This is a genomic window from Streptomyces carminius (assembly GCF_002794255.1).
Lineage (GTDB): Bacteria > Actinomycetota > Actinomycetes > Streptomycetales > Streptomycetaceae > Streptomyces > Streptomyces carminius.
This window is the reverse complement of sequence record NZ_PGGW01000069.1, coordinates 232,879-249,466: the sequence shown is the minus strand read 5'-3', so window position 1 is coordinate 249,466 and position 16,588 is coordinate 232,879. Positions and strand designations below refer to the sequence as shown.

At 74.7% G+C, this 16,588-nt stretch carries 10 protein-coding genes; 4 read left to right on the top strand and 6 right to left on the bottom strand.

The genetic code is table 11. From position 1 onward, the window contains the following. The 5 genes from CUT44_RS28115 to CUT44_RS28095 form a co-directional block, all read right to left on the bottom strand. Entirely contained in the window at nt 1-522 is a 522-nt protein-coding gene (locus CUT44_RS28115) for a helix-turn-helix domain-containing protein (protein ID WP_100204777.1), read from the bottom strand. Between the two features lie 286 nt (nt 523-808). Further along, nucleotides 809-5,878 carry a DNA repair ATPase gene (locus CUT44_RS28110; protein WP_100204776.1) on the bottom strand — a complete coding sequence of 1,690 codons (5,070 nt, stop codon included), beginning with the start codon at nt 5,876-5,878 and terminating at the stop codon, nt 809-811. A gap of 109 nt (nt 5,879-5,987) precedes the next feature. Beyond that, nucleotides 5,988-8,051: a flotillin family protein gene (locus CUT44_RS28105; protein ID WP_100204775.1), complete on the bottom strand. Its 2,064-nt coding sequence runs from the start codon at nt 8,049-8,051 to the stop codon at nt 5,988-5,990. 148 nt (nt 8,052-8,199) lie between these two features. After that, nucleotides 8,200-8,847, bottom strand: coding sequence for an OB-fold-containig protein (locus tag CUT44_RS28100; protein WP_100204774.1), 648 nt, complete (start codon nt 8,845-8,847; stop codon nt 8,200-8,202). A 186-nt stretch (nt 8,848-9,033) separates the two neighbouring features. Next, entirely contained in the window at nt 9,034-10,140 is a 1,107-nt protein-coding gene (locus CUT44_RS28095; RefSeq protein WP_100204773.1) for a PucR family transcriptional regulator, read from the bottom strand. A gap of 381 nt (nt 10,141-10,521) precedes the next feature. Between CUT44_RS28095 and nhaA the strand changes: the two genes are divergently transcribed. Next, a complete protein-coding gene (gene nhaA / locus CUT44_RS28090) occupies nt 10,522-11,943 on the top strand; it encodes a Na+/H+ antiporter NhaA (RefSeq protein WP_100204772.1) in 1,422 nt (473 codons plus the stop codon). Here the strand turns inward: nhaA and CUT44_RS28085 are convergent. Then, nucleotides 11,927-13,243 (bottom strand): cation:proton antiporter, encoded by a 1,317-nt coding sequence (locus tag CUT44_RS28085; RefSeq protein ID WP_100204771.1) that lies wholly within the window; start codon nt 13,241-13,243, stop codon nt 11,927-11,929. The genes nhaA and CUT44_RS28085 overlap by 17 nt on opposite strands. A gap of 213 nt (nt 13,244-13,456) precedes the next feature. On the opposite strand from CUT44_RS28085, the gene CUT44_RS28080 reads away from it, so the two are divergent. The 3 genes from CUT44_RS28080 to CUT44_RS32610 all read left to right on the top strand — a co-directional run bounded on the left by CUT44_RS28080 (nt 13,457) and on the right by CUT44_RS32610 (nt 16,570). Beyond that, nucleotides 13,457-13,717: a heavy-metal-associated domain-containing protein gene (locus CUT44_RS28080; RefSeq protein ID WP_233221776.1), complete on the top strand. Its 261-nt coding sequence runs from the start codon at nt 13,457-13,459 to the stop codon at nt 13,715-13,717. A gap of 118 nt (nt 13,718-13,835) precedes the next feature. Beyond that, nucleotides 13,836-16,196, top strand: a complete 2,361-nt coding sequence (locus CUT44_RS28075) for a heavy metal translocating P-type ATPase (RefSeq protein ID WP_100204769.1) — start codon at nt 13,836-13,838, stop codon at nt 16,194-16,196. A gap of 248 nt (nt 16,197-16,444) precedes the next feature. Next, on the top strand, nt 16,445-16,570 hold the full coding sequence (locus CUT44_RS32610; RefSeq protein ID WP_107488074.1) for a keywimysin-related RiPP: 126 nt from the start codon (nt 16,445-16,447) through the stop codon (nt 16,568-16,570). Nucleotides 16,571-16,588 lie beyond the last annotated feature (18 nt).

Below are 16,588 nucleotides of genomic sequence, written 5' to 3'. Positions count from 1 at the left end.
TCAGCGCTCCGCGGGCCGGTCGTCCGGGGCGGTCGGCGTTTCCGGTGCGCCCGGCGCGCCCGGCGGTAAGGAGCCGGGGGCCGGGCGGGTGGACCGCGTACGGGCACCCGGGTCGCTCTCCAGCACGTGCTCGACGATCCGCGTCACGGCCGCGAGCCCCTCGGGGGAGAGCTCCAGGGCGCGCAGGGCGAGCCTTCTGACGCCCAGGTTGTGGGCGACCCTGGCGAGTTCGATCTCCGCGTCGGTCTGCGCGGCCGTGTGCTCGTCCAGGAAGTAGGAGGCGGGAACGCCGAAGAAACGGGCCAGGGCCGTCAGCAGTTCGGTGGAGGGGTTCCGCTTGGTGCCCTTGCGCAGGGCCGACAGATAGGCGCCGCCCACCCGGAGCCCGGGGTGCGCCTGCTTGACGGCGGTGGCGACCTCTTCGTTGGTGTACCGGCGGCCCCTGGGGCCCTCGGGGCGGATGGCGTCGAAGAGCCGGTCGAGGTTCTCGGCCAGCGCCCGGCGCACCTGGGGCTCGGACACGCCTCCACCTCCACCGCAGCCGGATCGCCGGTAACCGCCGCATCATCATAACTGCCGTCAGCCGTACGGAAGTTGACAGTCAGGCCGCCGGAGCCCAGAATCACCCCCCGCGGCATGTCAACTGCTGGTTGAGGGAATCCCGGAAGTCTCAACCACGGGTTCACCGCTGTCGCCGGGGAGCGGAGCGCCGCCCCCCGGCCCATGAGCTCACCGGCCCGCCGGTGAGGGGGGCCCGGGAGATCAGGGCCTCCCGGGCCCTCGCCCCCGCACGGCGGGGCGTCGGCGGTCACCGTGCCCGGTTCCGCTCCCGGAACGCCGCCGTCACCTCGGCCCATCGCCGCGCCCGCTCCCCCGTCAGCCGGCCGCGCAGCTCGGCGAGCCGGAGCAGGTTCGCCTCCGCGTCCCGGCCCAGGGTCCGGGCCTGCGCGGTGTAGTGGTCGTCGAGCAGCGCCTCCACCTCCTCGTCCGTCATCACCGGGACGAGCCGCCCGGCGAGCGCGGCCGTGTCGCGGTAGGAGCCCTGGAGCCGGAACGGCGGCTCGGTGCGGCTGTCCTCGTCCTGGGCGGCGGAGGCGATGTAGGCGGCGTTGACGGCCAGGACCGTGCGCCGTACCCGCAGCAGTCCGCGCAGTACGCCCAGCACCGGCTCCAGTTCGGCCGGGGAGCAGGGGTGGGCGAGGCGGTCGGCGCGGGCGGCGGGGTCGCCGGCGGCCAGCCGCACCAGCAGTTCGACGTCGCCGCGCTCGCGGGCGGCCAGCGGGGCGAGCACCGGGTTGGCGGTGAGGGAGTTCTCGACGTGGCTGAGCGCGAACAGCTCCTGGCGGCCGGCCAGGACGTCGCCCAGGTTCCACACGTCCGCCCGGTTGGCCAGCATGTCCGGGACCCGGAAGCGGGCACCGGACTCGGTGAAGGGGTTGCCCGTCATGCACACCGCGAACCGCCTGCCGCGCAGGTCGTGGGTGGCCTGCCGCCCGTCGGAGAACCGCACGCCGTCGACGCGGCGCTGGGCGTCGCACAGCGGGATGAACCGCTGGAGCAGTTCCGGCGAGGTGTGCTGGATGTCGTCGAGGTGGAGCAGCACGTCGTCGCCCAGCTCCAGCGCGAGGTTGATCTTCTCGACCTCGCGCCGCGCGCCTGCGTCGGGGGCCGCCGCCGGGTCCAGGGAGGTGGTGCGCCGGCCCAGCGCCGGCCCGTCGACGCGGACGAAGGCCAGGCCGAGCCGGGCGGCGACGTACTCCATCAGCGTCGTCTTGCCGTAGCCGGGCGGGGACAGCAGCATCAGCAGGCCCTGGCTGTCGGTGCGGCGGTCCTCGCCCGCGGTGCCGAGCTGCTTGGCGAGGTTGTCGCCGACCAGCGGCAGGTACACCTCGTCGACCAGGCGGTTGCGGACGAAGGTGGGCAGTACCCGGGGCGTGTACGCGTCCAGCCGCAGCCGCTCGCGCTCCCCGGCCAGCACCTCGGCGCGGCGCCGGGTGTACGCGCGGTGCGCCGGGACGCGGTGGGCGCGGAACTCGCCGGTGCGCGCCAGGAACTCGTCCAGCCGCAGCGGCAGGGCGCCGCCGGTGATCCTCGGGTGGGTGCCCAGCAGGCCGGTGACGGCGGCGGTCAGCGGGGCGTCGATGTCCCGGCCGGGCACGGCGCCGTCGCACAGCAGCAGGGCGACGGCCTCGAGCAGGTCCGGGTTCTCCGTGCCGCCGGGTACGGAGCCGCCGGGTGCCGGGTCGCCGGCCGCCGCCCAGGAGCCGAGCCAGGCCGCCGCGAGCTGGTGGCGGGCGGCGAGGTGTTCCGGTCCGCCGGGGGTGCCGTCGGGGAAGCCGCCGCCGAGCGCCCGCAGGTCCTCGGCGAACTCCTTGGCGGCGGCGCCCTCCGGACCGCCGAGCGCGGCGTGGAAGCCGTCCAGCAGGGCGCGGGCGCCGGGCCCGGTGACGAACCGGCCCCGGCCCTCGGCCAGTTCCTCGGCCAGATAGGCGCCCACCTCCGCCGGTCGCGGCGGACGGGGCAGCCCGGCCCCGGCCAGGAAGGCGTCGGCGGCGGCCCCGAGTTCGGCGGCCAGCTCCTCCACCGCGCCCCGGGCGGCGGCGGTGGCGAAGGTGTCGCGGGCCCGGACCAGGGACTGGGCGCGGGCCGTCCAGACGGTACGGGCGGTGGCGCCGGTGCCGTATGCCCAGAACAGCCGGGCGGCGGCCCGCGCCCCGGGGGTGAAGCGCAGCAGTCCGGCCCCGGCGCGCAACCGCAGCAGCGCGGCGAGGATCGCGGCGGCGTCGTGGTCGTGGACGCCCCGGTCGTACCCCTCGTCGTACACCGCCTCGGCGGCGGCGCGGACGGCCGGGAGCAGGTCCCCGGGGCCGGGGAGAATCCCGTCTCCGGCGGCGGCGGAGTCGGCGGCGGCGGAGTCGGCGGTGGCGGCGGCGAGCAGCGCGGCCGGGCCGCGGTCGGCGAGCACGCACGCGGCCAGGTGCTCGGCGCGGTAGACCGCCGGAGACTCCGAGGCCAGCGGCTGGTCCCAGAACTCGCGGGCGGCGGTCAGCTCCGCGTCGTGGACGGCGGCCCGGTAGCCGGTGCCGGACACCGTCAGCAGCAGCCCGCCGTCCGCCGGGACCAGGGCCGCCTCCAGCGGGCGGGTGGTGACGGCGAAGCGGTGCCGGCCCAGCCGCACGGCACCGTCGGCGCCGTACAGGTCGGCGCGGTCGCGCAGGGCGCGCAGCGCCTCCTGGCGGGCGGCCTTGAGCCGCCCGGCCAGCTCCTCGGCGCGGGCGACCGCGCCGAGGCCGCGCAGCTCGCCGGCGGCGGTGCGGACCCGGGCGACGAGCGGGTCGGTGGCGAAGTGGGCAGCCACCTCCTCGGCGGAGGCCAGGACCGCACAGCGGCGGGCGACGGTGTCCAGCACCCGGGCCGCGGAGCGCGCCAGGCGCTCGGCGCGGCGGGTGCGCTCGTCCAGCAGCGCCTGGCGGCGGGCGATGAACGCCCGGTCGATCTCCTCGCGCCGCTCGGCCAGCCGGTCGAGGAAGTCCTCGAAGGCGCCGAAGCGGGACTCCAGGTCCTCCAGCCGGGCCAGCAGCCGGGCGAGTTGCCCGTCGCACTCCTCGGGGGTGGCCGCGGCGGCCAGCGCGGCGGCCACCGTCTGGCCCAGCAGGGCCGTCTCGGCGGCGAACTCCGCCCGTCCCTCCGTCTCCAGCAGCTCCCGGCGGCGTCCCGCCAGCACGGCGCGGGCGCGGTTGACGGCGGCGGTGGCCTCGCCGATCCGCTCCAGTACGGCGGTGCGCACGGTGGTGTCGGCCGCCTCCAGCGAGCCGATCACGTCGGTCACGGCGGCCAGTCCGTCGGCGTGCCCGGTGAGTTCCCCGTCGAGCGGTTCGGTGGCGGCGGCCGTGCCGGCGGCGCGGGCGCGGTCGGCCAGTCCGCCGACGGCCGCGGTGATGCCGTCGAAGGCGCCGGGACGGGCCAGCCGGGTCAGTGCCCGGCGCCCGGTGGCCTCCAGGACGGCGTCCAGTTCCGCGGCGAGCGCGTCGACGCGTCCCGGGTCGGCGTGGCGCAGCTCGCGCAGCGCCTCCACCTCGCCGCGGGCCCGGCGCAGTCCGGTGAGCAGGGCGACCCAGCCCGCCGCGTCGGCCGGGGCCTCGCCGCGGGCCCGGCGCACCAGCGCGGTCGTGCGCCCACCGGCCTCCGCCACGGCGGCGGCGTCCCGCTCGCGCAGCTCGGCCGTCCGCTCGTGCTCGGCCAGCGCCTGTTCGGCACTCTCGCGCAGCGCGCGCAGCGGCTCGCCCAGCCCCTCCAGCTCCCCGGAGAGTCCGGGCGCGGACAGCCAGTGGTGGCGGTCGGCGACGCGCGCGCAGGCGGTGGCGACCGCCTCCAGGGCCGCGGCGGTGGGCACCTGTCCGCCGTCCGCGGTGAGGGGCTCGGTCAGCCGTACGACGGACAGGCAGTCGGCGAGCCCGCTCACCAGCTCGGCGTTGCCGACCCGGGCGAGCGGGCCGTCCCCGGCCGGCCGCGCGGCGGCGTGAGCCTCGGAGACGTACGGGGTGCGCCACACCTGGACGGGGTGGGTGCGCGCGGCTCCCGTCCCGTCCGGGTGGGGGGCGCCCGCCCCGCCCGGCTCCCGCAGGACCGCCAGGGTGCCGTCCTCGAACAGGGCGTGGCCCAGGGCGGCGACGGGGGCGGCGGCCTCCTTGCGGATCAGGTTGTACGGCATCAGCAGGGTGCGGCCCAGGGCCGGGTCGCGGAAGACGTACAGCACCTCCTCGCCGCCCGGGGAACGCACCTCGGTCTCGTACGCGAAGCCCGCGGTGCTCCCGGTGGCGCCGGTGGCACCGGTGTCGAAGATCCGGGCGGCGGACCCGGCCGGGGCGTCGGCCAGGTAGCAGCCGCCGGGGAAGACCAGCCCCTGGTCGCCGGGGAGCCGGCGGCAGGACTGCCCGATGCCGTCCAGCCGTACGACCTCCCGGGTGCGGGTGTTGAACACCAGGTGGCGGTGGGCGGTCTCGTTGTACGGCAGGACGCGCAGCAGGACGAGCGGGCCGACCCGGGCGTGGGCGATCTCGGCGTCGGCCAGGGACTGCAGGGGGTCCTCGACCGGCTCGGAGTGGACGCCGGCGGCGGTCTCGGTGTCGTTCTCGGTCTTGACGGTGAGGGCGCCGCCGACGGTGGAGACGTACAGCGCCCCGCCGGCGACCGCCACGTGCGGGTGCCGCCCGGTGAGGTGGTCCTCGCGGGCGGCCGCGGTCCAGTCGAGGTCCGAGGCGGGCGGAAGCGTGTGGTCGCGCTCGCCCTTGTCGTCGAGGTACGCCACCGTCCCGTCGGGCGCGACGCGCCAGCGCAGGACCCGGATGTCGGTCAGCCGCTCGCCGGTGCGGAAGACGGCCAGCAGCAGCGGGCCGGTGCGGCGCAGCCGCAGCAGCCGGGCCTGGCGGTAGTAGCGGTGCAGTTCCCCGACGTCGCGCCGGAAGCGGGGGTCGTCGAGCAGGCCGGGGACGGCACCGTGGCCGGCGGCCGTGAAGAACGGCGGTCCGCCGCCGTCGCCGGCGACCGGGCGGTACAGGGCGAACACGTCGGCGGCTCCGGCCGTCTCCCCCGGCCCGGTCCCGTGCCCCCGGGGGCTGCCGCCCAGCAGCAGCGCGCCGCCGACCTGTACGACGTCGCACGGCTCCAGGGGGTGTTCGGTGCGCAGCCGGTCCGCGCCCGCCAGCGCCATCCCGGCGCCGCCGAAGGTCTCGGTGCGGCGGGCCTCCAGTGCCCTGGCGCGGGCCGCCAGCTCGGCGGCCGCGGCGGCCGTCCGGGCGCGCAGCACCCCGTGGGTGCCCTCGTCCGGCCGCGGCTCCCGCCCGTCCGCGGCGGTCCGGTCGGCGGTCCGGTTCTCCACGTCGTTCAACTCCTCGGTTCACTGCCGGTCCAGCCGGTCCACTGCCGGTTCTCCGGGAAGGGGTGCCGGGCGGTGGCCGGCGGGCGCGGGCCCGCCGGCCACCGCGGGCTCACCGGGACGCCGGTGTCCCGTTGGCGGCGGCCGTACGGTCCGCCGCACCGGCCGGGTACGGGCCCGTCAGGGCCGACAGCGGCAGGTCGGCCGCGCCCGAGTCGCGTACCGCCGCCAGCAGGGCGGACAGCTTCGGCGCCTCGGGGCCGCCCGCGGCGGCCAGCTTCGCCAGCAGGCCGGCCAGGGTCGCGTCGCGCAGTCCGCCGGCGCCCAGTCCGGCGGCCAGCGAGGTGAGGTCGGCGGTGAAGGTGGACTTCTCCCCGTCGAGCCAGGGGCCCGCCATGGCCTGGACGGTCCCGCTGTGGTTCACGAAGCCGTCGACGCTCTTCCCCGCCGTGATCGAGCCGACCAGCTTGTCGAAGAAGACCGAGTCCCCGCCGACGATGTCGATGTCGGCGTTCTCCAGACCGGTGGCGATCATGGTCGCCTGGGCCTCGGCGATCTGCCGCTGGACGTCGATCCCGGCGATGCGGATCTCCTTCTCCGCCTCCAGCCGCAGCCGGTACTCCTCGTGCTCCCGGCTCGCCTCGTCCAGGCGGGCCATGGCGGCTGCCTTCTCGGTGAGCCCCTCGGCCTCCGCCTTCAGCTTCTCGCGCAGCCCGTCGGCCCTGGCCAGGGCGATCTCGCGCTCGGCGGTGGCCTCGACCTGCCGGGTCCTGGCGACGGCGTCGGCCATCCGCTCCTGGACCTCGGCCTCGGCGAGTCCGGCCGCGGCGGCCTCGGCCTTCCTCCCCTCGGCGAGGCGGACGGCGGCCTGGGAGTCCAGTTCGGCGGTCTTGCGGCGCGCCTCGGCCATCGTCAGCTCCTCGGCGGCCCGGTGCCCGGCGGCCTGCTCGGCGGCCTCGGCCGCCTTGATGTCCTTGACCAGCCGCTCCTGCGCCTGCGCCTCGGCGGCGATGATCAGGGCCTGGCGCTCGCGCTCGGCCTCCTCGACGGTGCGCAGCTTCTTGATCTCCTCCTCCTGCTGCGCGACGGTCTTCTCCACCGCGATCCGCTCCCGGACCACGTCGGCGATCTCCCGCTTCTCGGCCTCGATCTCCTTGTCGGCGGCGATGCGGCGCAGCTGGGTCTCGCGCTCGCGGGCGATGACCTCCAGCAGGCGGTCCTTCTCGATGCGCTCATTCTCGACGGCCACCACCCGGTCGCGGTTGAGCCGGGCGACGGCGATCTCGCGCTCGCGGTTCTCGTTCTGGATGCCGAGTGCCTCCTCGGTCTTCAGGTGCGCGGTCTGGGAGCGCAGCCGCTCCTCGGCCTGGACGCGGGCGGTCTCGGCCTCCTCGCGGGCGCGGGCGGTCTCGATCTCGCGCTGCTGGCGGATCTCGGCGTCGGCCCGGCGGCGCTCCAGTTCCAGGACGGCCTCCTTGGCGTCGACGTCCTGCCGGGTGATCTCCTTCTCCTCGTTGCGCTGGAGTTCGTTGGTGCGGACGTGCTCGGCGGCCGTCAGCTCGGTGATCTTCCGGATGCCCTGGGCGTCGAGGATGTTGTCGCTGTCGAGCTGGGACAGCGGGGTCTGCTCCAGGTAGTCGATCGCCGCGTCCTCCAGGCTGTACCCGTTGAGGTCGGTGCCGATGACGGCGATGATCCGGTCCCGGAACTCGTCGCGCTTGGTGTAGAGGTCGGCGAAGTCGAGCTGCTTGCCGACGGTCTTGAGCGCCTCGGAGAACTTGGCGTTGAACAGTTCCTGGAGGGTGGTCCGGTCGCTGGCCCGCTCGGTGCCGATGGCCTGGGCGACCTTGATGACGTCCTCGACGGTCTTGTTGACGCGGACGAAGAACGAGATGCGGATGTCGGCGCGGATGTTGTCCCGGCAGATCAGCCCCTCGCCGCCGGTGCGGGCGATCTCGATCGTCTTCACCGAGATGTCCATGACCTCGGCCCGGTGCAGCACGGGCAGCACGACGGTGCCGGTGAAGGTCACGTCGACCTTGCGCATCTTGGAGACGATCAGTGCCTTGCCCTGTTCGACCTTGCGGAACAGCCGGCTGACGGCGAGGAGGAGGGCGATCCCCATGAGCAGGAGCACGGCGATCAGTACGCCGAGGCCGGTGGAAATGGCGTCCATGGCGGTGGGTTCCCTTGTGAGGTGGTGAGAGCTTGTGGGCCCGCGGGCCCGGGCGGGCGTGCGGGGGCGTGCCGGAGCGGCGGGGCGACCGGGAGCGGGTGTGCGGAGTCGGGTGTGCGGGGGCGGGCCGGTACGGGGGCGGGCGCGCTCAGCGCGCCGGGCGTTCCGGGTCCAGGGCGGGGTCCCAGGGGGTGACGCGGAAGAACTCGCCCTCGGGGTCGTAGTCGAAGACCAGGGCCGTGCGTCCGGCGGCCAGTCCGGCGGCGTCCGCCCCCTGGGCGCGGACCTGGACCAGTACCGCCGATCCGTCGGCCGTGGTGATCTCGGCCTGCCCGAAGCGGTGGCTGACGTGCCCGGTGCGGATGGTGCACACCCGGCCGACCAGATCCCGCCGTCCGGTCCCCGTCTCACGGGGCAGCAGCCGGCCCAGCGGACGGACGAGCAGCCGGGTGCCGAGCCAGGCGGCGCAGAGCGCGGCGGGCAGGACCAGCAGCCGCGGCAGGTGGTCGGCGGCGGGGCCGCCGACCAGCACCGTACCGCTCAGTGATGCGAACCAGGCAACGGCGATGAAGACCGTCAGGGTCACCGAGGCGGGTGCGCCGCCGAGTCCGGCGGCGGCCAGCACCCCGGCGGGACCGATCCCCGGGGCGTCGGCGTCGATGCCCCCACCCCCGTCGAGGGCATCGACGCCGACCCCTCCCACCAGCACCAACAGCCAGTAGAGGAGCACCACCAGCAGTCCGAGCCCGAACAGGACGGCGGGGAAGGCCATGGCCACCCGTGTGAACTCGCCCATGGTTCTCCCCCGTCCCGGTTGCGGTGCGTCCCTCATGTTGACAGTCCGTCGCCGACCGCACATTGCCAGGATCCGGCAGTCTTTATGCGTTGTTTACGTCCGGCAGCGGGACGGCCGCCGGGCGGGCCGCGGTGCGGCGGCGCCCGGCCGCCGGTCTCCGGCGGCCACCCGCCCGACCCGTCCGGGTCAGAGCTGCCTCTCCGGCCAGCCCAGCAGCCGGGCGCCCATCGCGGCGGTCTCCAGGGTGTAGCGCTGGAGGCCGTCGCCGGGGTCGTAGCCGGTCAGGGAGCGGATACGGGCCAGGCGGTACGACAGGGTCCGCACGCTCACGCCCAGCCGCCGGGCGGCCTCCGCGTTCACGTAGCCGGCCGCCGCGCACACCGACAGGGTCTCCAGCAGCGGCGCGGCACCGCCCCGGGCCTGGGTGAGCGGGCCCAGGACGGTGCGGACCAGATCGGCCATCGCCGCGCGGTCGCGCAGCAGGACGGGGAAGACCAGCAGCTCGGAGGCGTTGAAGCGGACGCCGTCCAGGTCGAGCCGGTCGGCCAGGTCCAGCGCGCCGAGCGCCTCCTCGTAGGAGCGCACCACGCCGCCGGGGCCGCTGTGGTCGCGGCCGACCGCCACCCGCCGGGCGGGCGGGTAGCCGGGGCCGGGGCTCTCGGCGAGCCGGGCGAAGGCGTCCAGCACCGGCCGCTCGGCGGTGGCGGCGATGCACACCAGCCGCCCGTCCTTGGTGGCCAGCAGTACGTCGCGCTCGCGGAAGCGGTCCACCAGCTCGCGGTCGATGCGGCGGACGGCGGGGTGCACGTCGTCGTACTTCTCGGTGCCCTCGGCCACCGCCACCGCGTGCGAGCGGGCCAGCCGCAGGCCGAAGCGCTGGGCGCGCTCGGCGAGCCGGCCCAGGTCGCTGCGGCCGTAGAGCAGGTCGTCCACGAACTCGCGGCGTTCGGCCTCCTCCTGCCGCACCGCCAGCCGCTGGGCCCGCTCGTGCCCCTCGCCGAGCGCGGCGACGGCGGCCTCCAGGGCGGCCAGCAGGGCGTCCCCGGTGCGGGCCCGCTCCGCGCCGGTGGCGGACCGGGCGATCCCGGGCAGGGTGCCCCACAGCCGCCGGGTCGCGGTGAGGTAGAGGCCGACCAGCTCGCGCAGCCCGTAACCGCTCTCGGCGGCGCGCTCCCCCGTCACCCGGAAGGCGTCCAGCTCGGCGCGGCGCGGCAGCCGTCCGGTCTCGGACACCTCGGTGAGCAGCTCCGAGTAGCCGTCGAGGAAGGAGTCGGGTATCCCGCCGCGCCTCACCGGTCGCCACCTCCAGCCCTCGTCCCGGTCGCGGACCGGCCCCGGGCGGGGACCGGACGGTCCGGATCACGGGCACAGCGTAGGGGAGCACACGGGCAGCGGGGCACGGGCCCGGGGCGTTTCCACCCGGCCCGTCGTTCCGAATGTATGAGCGGACAGGGGAACGGGTACGGTGGGAGAAGTCGCTCCATGATCAAGACGGGAGATGTGATCAGGACGTGACCGGGGAGGCATCGCGGCGCGGCGGTCCCTTCACGTAGAAAATCCCCTACGGAACTTCACAGAACTTCATAGGTGTGCCGGGAAGTCTGGTCGGCGACGTATCACCCCTTTCTTCGCTTTTCCTCGCTTTCTCTCAACCGACCCCCGGGAGGCCCACCCATGTCGTCCAGCCCCTCCAAGGAGCCGCAGGAGCGCGCCTCCCTCTTCGGTCTGCCGTCCTTCCAGGAGCGCCGCTTCCTGCTGGACGCGCTGCGCACCGAGACGGTCGGCGGGATGGTGCTGCTCGCCGCGGCGCTGGTGGCGCTGGTGTGGGCGAACTCGCCGTGGGGGAACGTCTACGAGTCCGTCCGGGACTTCCACTTCGGCATCCCGGAGCTCCATCTGGACCTGTCGATCGGCCACTGGGCCTCCGACGGCCTCCTGACGATCTTCTTCTTCGTCGCCGGCATCGAGCTGAAACGCGAGCTGGTCCTGGGCGAGCTGCGGCGGCCGGCCGCCGCGGCGCTCCCGATCGTCGCCGCGCTCTGCGGCATGGTGGTGCCCGCGCTGTTCTACGTCGCCGTCAACGCCTCGGGCGGCGGGCAGATGGACGGCTGGGCCGTGCCGATGGCCACCGACATCGCCTTCGCGCTCGGGGTGCTCGCCGTGATCGGCACCAGCCTGCCCTCGGGCATCCGGGCCTTCCTGCTCACCCTCGCCATCGTCGACGACCTCGGCGCCATCGCCGTCATCGCCATCTTCTACACCTCCACCCTCAACCTCGGCGCCCTGGCCGGGGCGGTGGCCGGGCTGGCGGTGTTCTGGTTCCTCCACCACCGGCTGCGGGTGCGCGGCTGGTACGTGTACGTGCCGCTGGGCCTGGTGATCTGGGGACTGATGCACGCCAGCGGGGTGCACGCCACCATCGCCGGAGTTGCGATGGGCATGCTGCTGCGGGTGGTCCCCCTCAAGGGCAGCGGCGGCTGGGCGACCGAGAAGGAGTCCCCGGCCGAGCGGATCGAGCACCAGGTACGGCCGCTGTCGGCGGGCTTCGCGGTGCCGGTGTTCGCCCTCTTCGCGGCCGGGGTCAGCGTCTCCGGCGACGCGCTGGGCGAGACCTTCCGCCAGCCCGAGGCCCTGGGCGTGATGCTCGGTCTGTTCGCGGGCAAGATCCTGGGCATCTTCGGCGGCACCTACCTGGTCGCCCGATTCACCCGGGCCCAGCTCAGCAAGGACCTGGCCTGGGCGGACGTGGCGGGGGTCTCGATGCTGGCCGGCATCGGCTTCACCGTCTCACTACTGGTGGGCGAGCTGGCCTTCGCCGGTGACGACGCGCTCACCGAGCGCGTCAAGGCGGCTGTCCTGATCGGCTCGCTGGCCTCGGCCCTCGTCGCCTGCGTCCTCCTGCGGGTCCGCAACGCCAAGTACAAGCAGCTGTGGGAGGAGGAGAACCGGGACGAGGACCACGACGGCATCCCGGACGTCTACCAGCGGGCGGGCGAGGTCCCGGCCGGCGGTGACGCCGGTGACGCCGCCGCCGTCTCCGCCGCCCCCGAGGAGGGCACCGGGGGACGGCCCGAGTCCGTCAACCGCGAGGGCTGACGGAGCCGGCCCCGCTCCCGCCCGCGCCGGCGTCCCCTCCGGTCTCCCCGGCGCTCCCTCCGCCGCCCGTCCCGCCGCCGCGCCCGGACGACGACAGCCGCGGTCCCCTGCCGTCGTCCGGGATGCCGGCCAGCTCCTCGACGTCGAAGACCCGCGCGATCGGCACGTCCGTGCTGCTGTGCGCGACGATCGAGAAGGCGATGGTGACGGCGATCAGGGTGAAGGCGTCCTCGGCCTGGGGGATGCCGGACTGCAGCACCAGCAGTCCGTAGACCACCGAGGCGAAGCCCTTGGGGCCGAACCAGGCCGCCGTCAGCTTCTCCTTCCGGTCGAAGTCCGTGCCCGCCAGCGACAGCAGCATCGAGGCCGGGCGGATGAGCACGATGGCCAGCACCGCGACCACGTAGCCGCCGGCGGACAGGTCCCCGAAGAGCTGCGGGGTGAGCAGCGCGCCGAAGACCAGCAGCGCGGCGAACTTCGCCAGCTCCGCCAGGGACTCCCCCAGCGGCTCGAAGGCCTTCTGCGCCTCCGGCGACACGGCGACGGTCACCGCGCCCGCGGAGAAGGCGGCCAGATAGGGGTTGGCGTGGGTGAGGTGGCAGGCCGCGTACAGGATCACCCCGGTGGCCAGCGGCAGCAGCGGCTGCAGCTTCGGCTCGGCGCCCAGCAGCCGGAACCGGACGAGCAGGCTCACCAGCAGCGGCAGGGCCACGCCGAAGAGCAGGCCCAGGGCCAGTTCGGTGCCGATCGTGCCGAAGTCGGCGTCCTCGGCGTGTCCGGAGGGCGCGGCGGCCGCGATGAGGATCAGGACGAAGGGCAGCGCCAGGCCGTCGTTGACGCCGCTCTCGATGTTGAGCAGCTGCCGGAGCCGGGCCGGCACCTCCTGGCGTCCCACGATGGCCGAGGCGAACACCGGGTCGGTGGGCGCCAGCACCGCGCCGATCAGAAAGGACGTCGTCCAGTCCAGGCCCACCAGGAAGTGGGTGAGCAGCGCGACGCCGAGGAAGGACAGCGGCATGCCCAGCCCGAGGGCGCGGGCCGGATTGCGCCAGGCCCGGCGCAGCGCCGGGAACGAGACGTGCATGCCGTCGGTGAACAGCACCGCGAAGAGCGCCAGGTCGGCGGTGACCGCCACGATCTCACTGTCCGGGGTGATGTGGATCAGCCCGAGGAAGCCGTCGCTGACGATCGCGCCGCCCACCAGGAACAGCAGTGAGGTGGAGAGCACCGACCGGGCGGCCAGCCCGGACAGCAGCACCGCCACCAGCAGTGCCACTCCGAAAACGATGACGAGTACCACCTGAGACGCTCCCGCTGTCGCTGCTGCCGATCGTTCTTCCACCCCGGTACCGCACCGGCGGGCACCTTACCCGGCCGCGCGGACAGGCCCCGGCGGCGGGTCCGGCGACCGCTTCCGCCACCGGGGGCGCACGGCGGGCGCGCACCGGCGGAGCGCCTTTGCTTAATACCCCCTAGGGGTATAGTGTGGTCATCGTCGGAACACACGTCCGCACTGACGGGCGTCACCGAGGGACCGTTCGAAGGAGCAACAGCCATGAGCACCGTCACCACCACCTACAAGGTCACCGGCATGACCTGCGGCCACTGCGAGGGCGCGGTCACCGAGGAGGTCTCCGGGATCGACGGCGTCACCGGGGTCGAGGCCGCCGCCTCGACCGGGCTGGTGACCGTCACGTCCACCCGCGAACTGGACGACGAGGCGGTACGCGCCGCCGTGGACGAGGCGGGCTACGAACTCGCCGGCCGGGCCTGACCACCGTCCGGCCACCACCCCACCCCACCCCACCGCCCGGGCCGTACCGCCGCCGCGCAGCCGCGCGAGTGGTACGGCCCGGTCCTCCCGGGCCGCCTGACAACTTACGGAGGTCACCATGAGCGGTACGACCGACACCATCACCAGTACGACCACGGCCGCCGGACAACCGGCGGCGGCCTCCGAGGTCGAACTCGCCGTCGGCGGGATGACCTGCGCCTCGTGCGCCGCCCGCGTCGAGAAGAAGCTCAACCGGATGGACGGGGTGAGCGCCACCGTCAACTTCGCCACGGAGAAGGCCCGCGTCTCCTACCCCGACGGGGTCACCGTGGACGACCTCATCGCCACGGTCGAGAGGACCGGCTACACCGCCGCCCTCCCCGAGCCGCCCGCCGCCCGGCGGCCGGACGGCGGCACGGGCGGCAGCGCGGACAGCACGGGCGGCGCGGACGGCGCGGACGGCGGTACGGACACCGGCGGGGAGACGGACGCGCTGCGGCAGCGCTTCTGGATCTCACTGGTGCTGTCGGCGCCGGTCGTGCTGCTGTCGATGATCCCCGCGCTGCAGTTCGACAACTGGCAGTGGCTGTCCCTGACGCTGGCCGCGCCCGTGGTGGTCTGGGGCGCCCTGCCCTTCCACCGCGCGGCCTGGACCAACGCCCGGCACGGCGCGGCCACCATGGACACCCTGGTCTCGCTGGGCACGCTCGCCGCCTTCGGCTGGTCGCTGTGGGCGCTGTTCCTCGGCCACGCCGGGATGCCGGGGATGCGGCACGGCTTCGAGTTCACCGTCTCCCGGACGGACGCCTCCTCCGCCCTCTATCTGGAGGTCGCGGCCGGGGTGACCACGTTCATCCTGCTCGGCCGCCATCTGGAGGCGCGCTCCAAGCGGAGCGCGGGCGCCGCCCTGCGCGCCCTGCTGGAACTGGGCGCCAAGGAGGTCACCGTCCTGCGCGGAGGCCGGGAGGAACGCGTTCCGGCCGACTCGCTGGCGGTCGGCGACCACTTCGTCGTCCGCCCCGGGGAGAAGATCGCCACCGACGGCACCGTCGTCGAGGGTTCCTCGGCCGTGGACACCGCCATGCTGACCGGCGAGTCGGTCCCGGTGGACGTCACCGCGGGCGACACGGTGACCGGGGCGACCGTCAACACCTCCGGACGGCTGGTCGTGGCGGCCACCCGGGTCGGCGCCGACACCCGGCTGGCGCGGATGGCGAAGCTGGTGGAGGACGCGCAGAGCGGCAAGGCGGAGGTGCAGCGGCTGGCCGACCGCGTCTCGGCGGTCTTCGTGCCCGTCGTCATCCTGCTGGCCCTGGGCACCCTGGGCTTCTGGCTCGCCACCGGCGGCGGGGCGACCGCCGCGTTCACCGCCGCCGTCGCCGTCCTGATCATCGCCTGCCCCTGCGCCCTGGGTCTGGCCACCCCCACCGCGCTGCTGGTCGGCACCGGGCGCGGCGCCCAGCTCGGCATCCTCATCAAGGGACCCGAGGTCCTGGAGAACACCCGGCGCGCGGACACGGTCGTGCTGGACAAGACCGGCACCGTCACCACCGGCCGGATGGAGCTGCGGGACGTCGTCGCCGCGGAGGGCACCGCCGAGGACGAGGTGCTGCGGCTGGCCGGGGCGCTGGAGCACGCCTCCGAGCACCCCATCGCCCAGGCCATCGCCGCCGGGGCGGCCGAGAGGTTCGGCACCCTGCCCGTCCCCGAGGGATTCGCCAACCTCCCCGGACTGGGCGTGCGGGGCACCGTCGAGGGCCGTGAGGTGCTCGTCGGCCGGGAGCAGCTGCTCACCGGCGGCACCGGCGGCACCGGCGGCGTCTCTCCCGGGCTCCCCCGGGAGCTGGCCGGGGCCCGGGACGCCGCCCAGGCGGCGGGCCGTACCGCGGTCCTGGTCGTCTGGGACGGAGCGGTACGCGGGGTGCTGACGGTGGCCGACGCGGTCAAGCCCACCAGCGCCGAGGCCGTCGGCCGGCTGCGCGCCCTGGGTCTGACCCCCGTCCTGCTCACCGGCGACAACCGCGCCGTGGCCGAGGCCGTCGCCCGTGAGGTGGGCATCGACCCCTCCCCCGAGACCGTGATCGCCGAGGTCATGCCCGAGGACAAGGTCGAGGCCGTCAAGCGCCTCCAGGCCGAGGGCCGCACCGTCGCGATGGTCGGCGACGGCGTCAACGACGCCGCCGCCCTCGCCCAGGCCGACCTCGGCCTGGCCATGGGCACCGGCACCGACGCCGCCATCGAGGCCGGCGACCTCACCCTGGTCCGCGGCGACCTGCGCGTCGCCGCCGACGCCATCCGGCTCTCCCGCCGCACCCTGGGCACCATCAAGGGCAACCTCTTCTGGGCGTTCGGCTACAACGTCGCCGCCCTGCCGCTGGCCGCCGCCGGTCTGCTCAACCCCATGATCGCCGGTGCCGCCATGGCCTTCTCCTCGGTCTTCGTGGTCACCAACAGCCTGCGGCTGCGCACCTTCCACTGACCGGTGCCCGGCTGTCCCGGTCCCGGCGGCCGGGACCGGGACGGCCGGGTGATCATATGAGCGCGAGCCCGTTCCTTTGGCAAACAGTACATCTCGCCCGCTGATCGAGGTTGGCGCAAAAGTGCGTTGCATGTGCCTCTGGCTAGTTGTGAATGTGATCCCGTTCGCCACTCCAGCAACAGCCCGGGTGCGGCGCGGATGTTCGCAGCCGTACACGGCTGTTCTGTCACCAGAGGAGAGCACAAGACGTGAAGAAGACGCAGAAGAAGACCTATGTGAAGCCCGCCCTCTTCAACCAGGGGAGCTTCGGCAAGAAGACCGCGGGTTACTTCTACGGCTCCTACAAGGAGTTCCTCTCCCGCCGGATCGTCTGACCCGCAGGAGACGAACCC

Excerpts from the sequence above, each read along its gene's own strand:
- CUT44_RS28105 (WP_100204775.1), bottom strand. The coding sequence starts at position 8,051 with ATGGACGCCATTTCCACCGGCCTCGGCGTACTGATCGCCGTGCTCCTG.
- CUT44_RS28075 (WP_100204769.1), top strand. The coding sequence starts at position 13,836 with ATGAGCGGTACGACCGACACCATCACCAGTACGACCACGGCCGCCGGA.
- CUT44_RS28100 (WP_100204774.1), bottom strand. The coding sequence starts at position 8,847 with ATGGGCGAGTTCACACGGGTGGCCATGGCCTTCCCCGCCGTCCTGTTC.
- nhaA (WP_100204772.1), top strand. The coding sequence starts at position 10,522 with ATGTCGTCCAGCCCCTCCAAGGAGCCGCAGGAGCGCGCCTCCCTCTTC.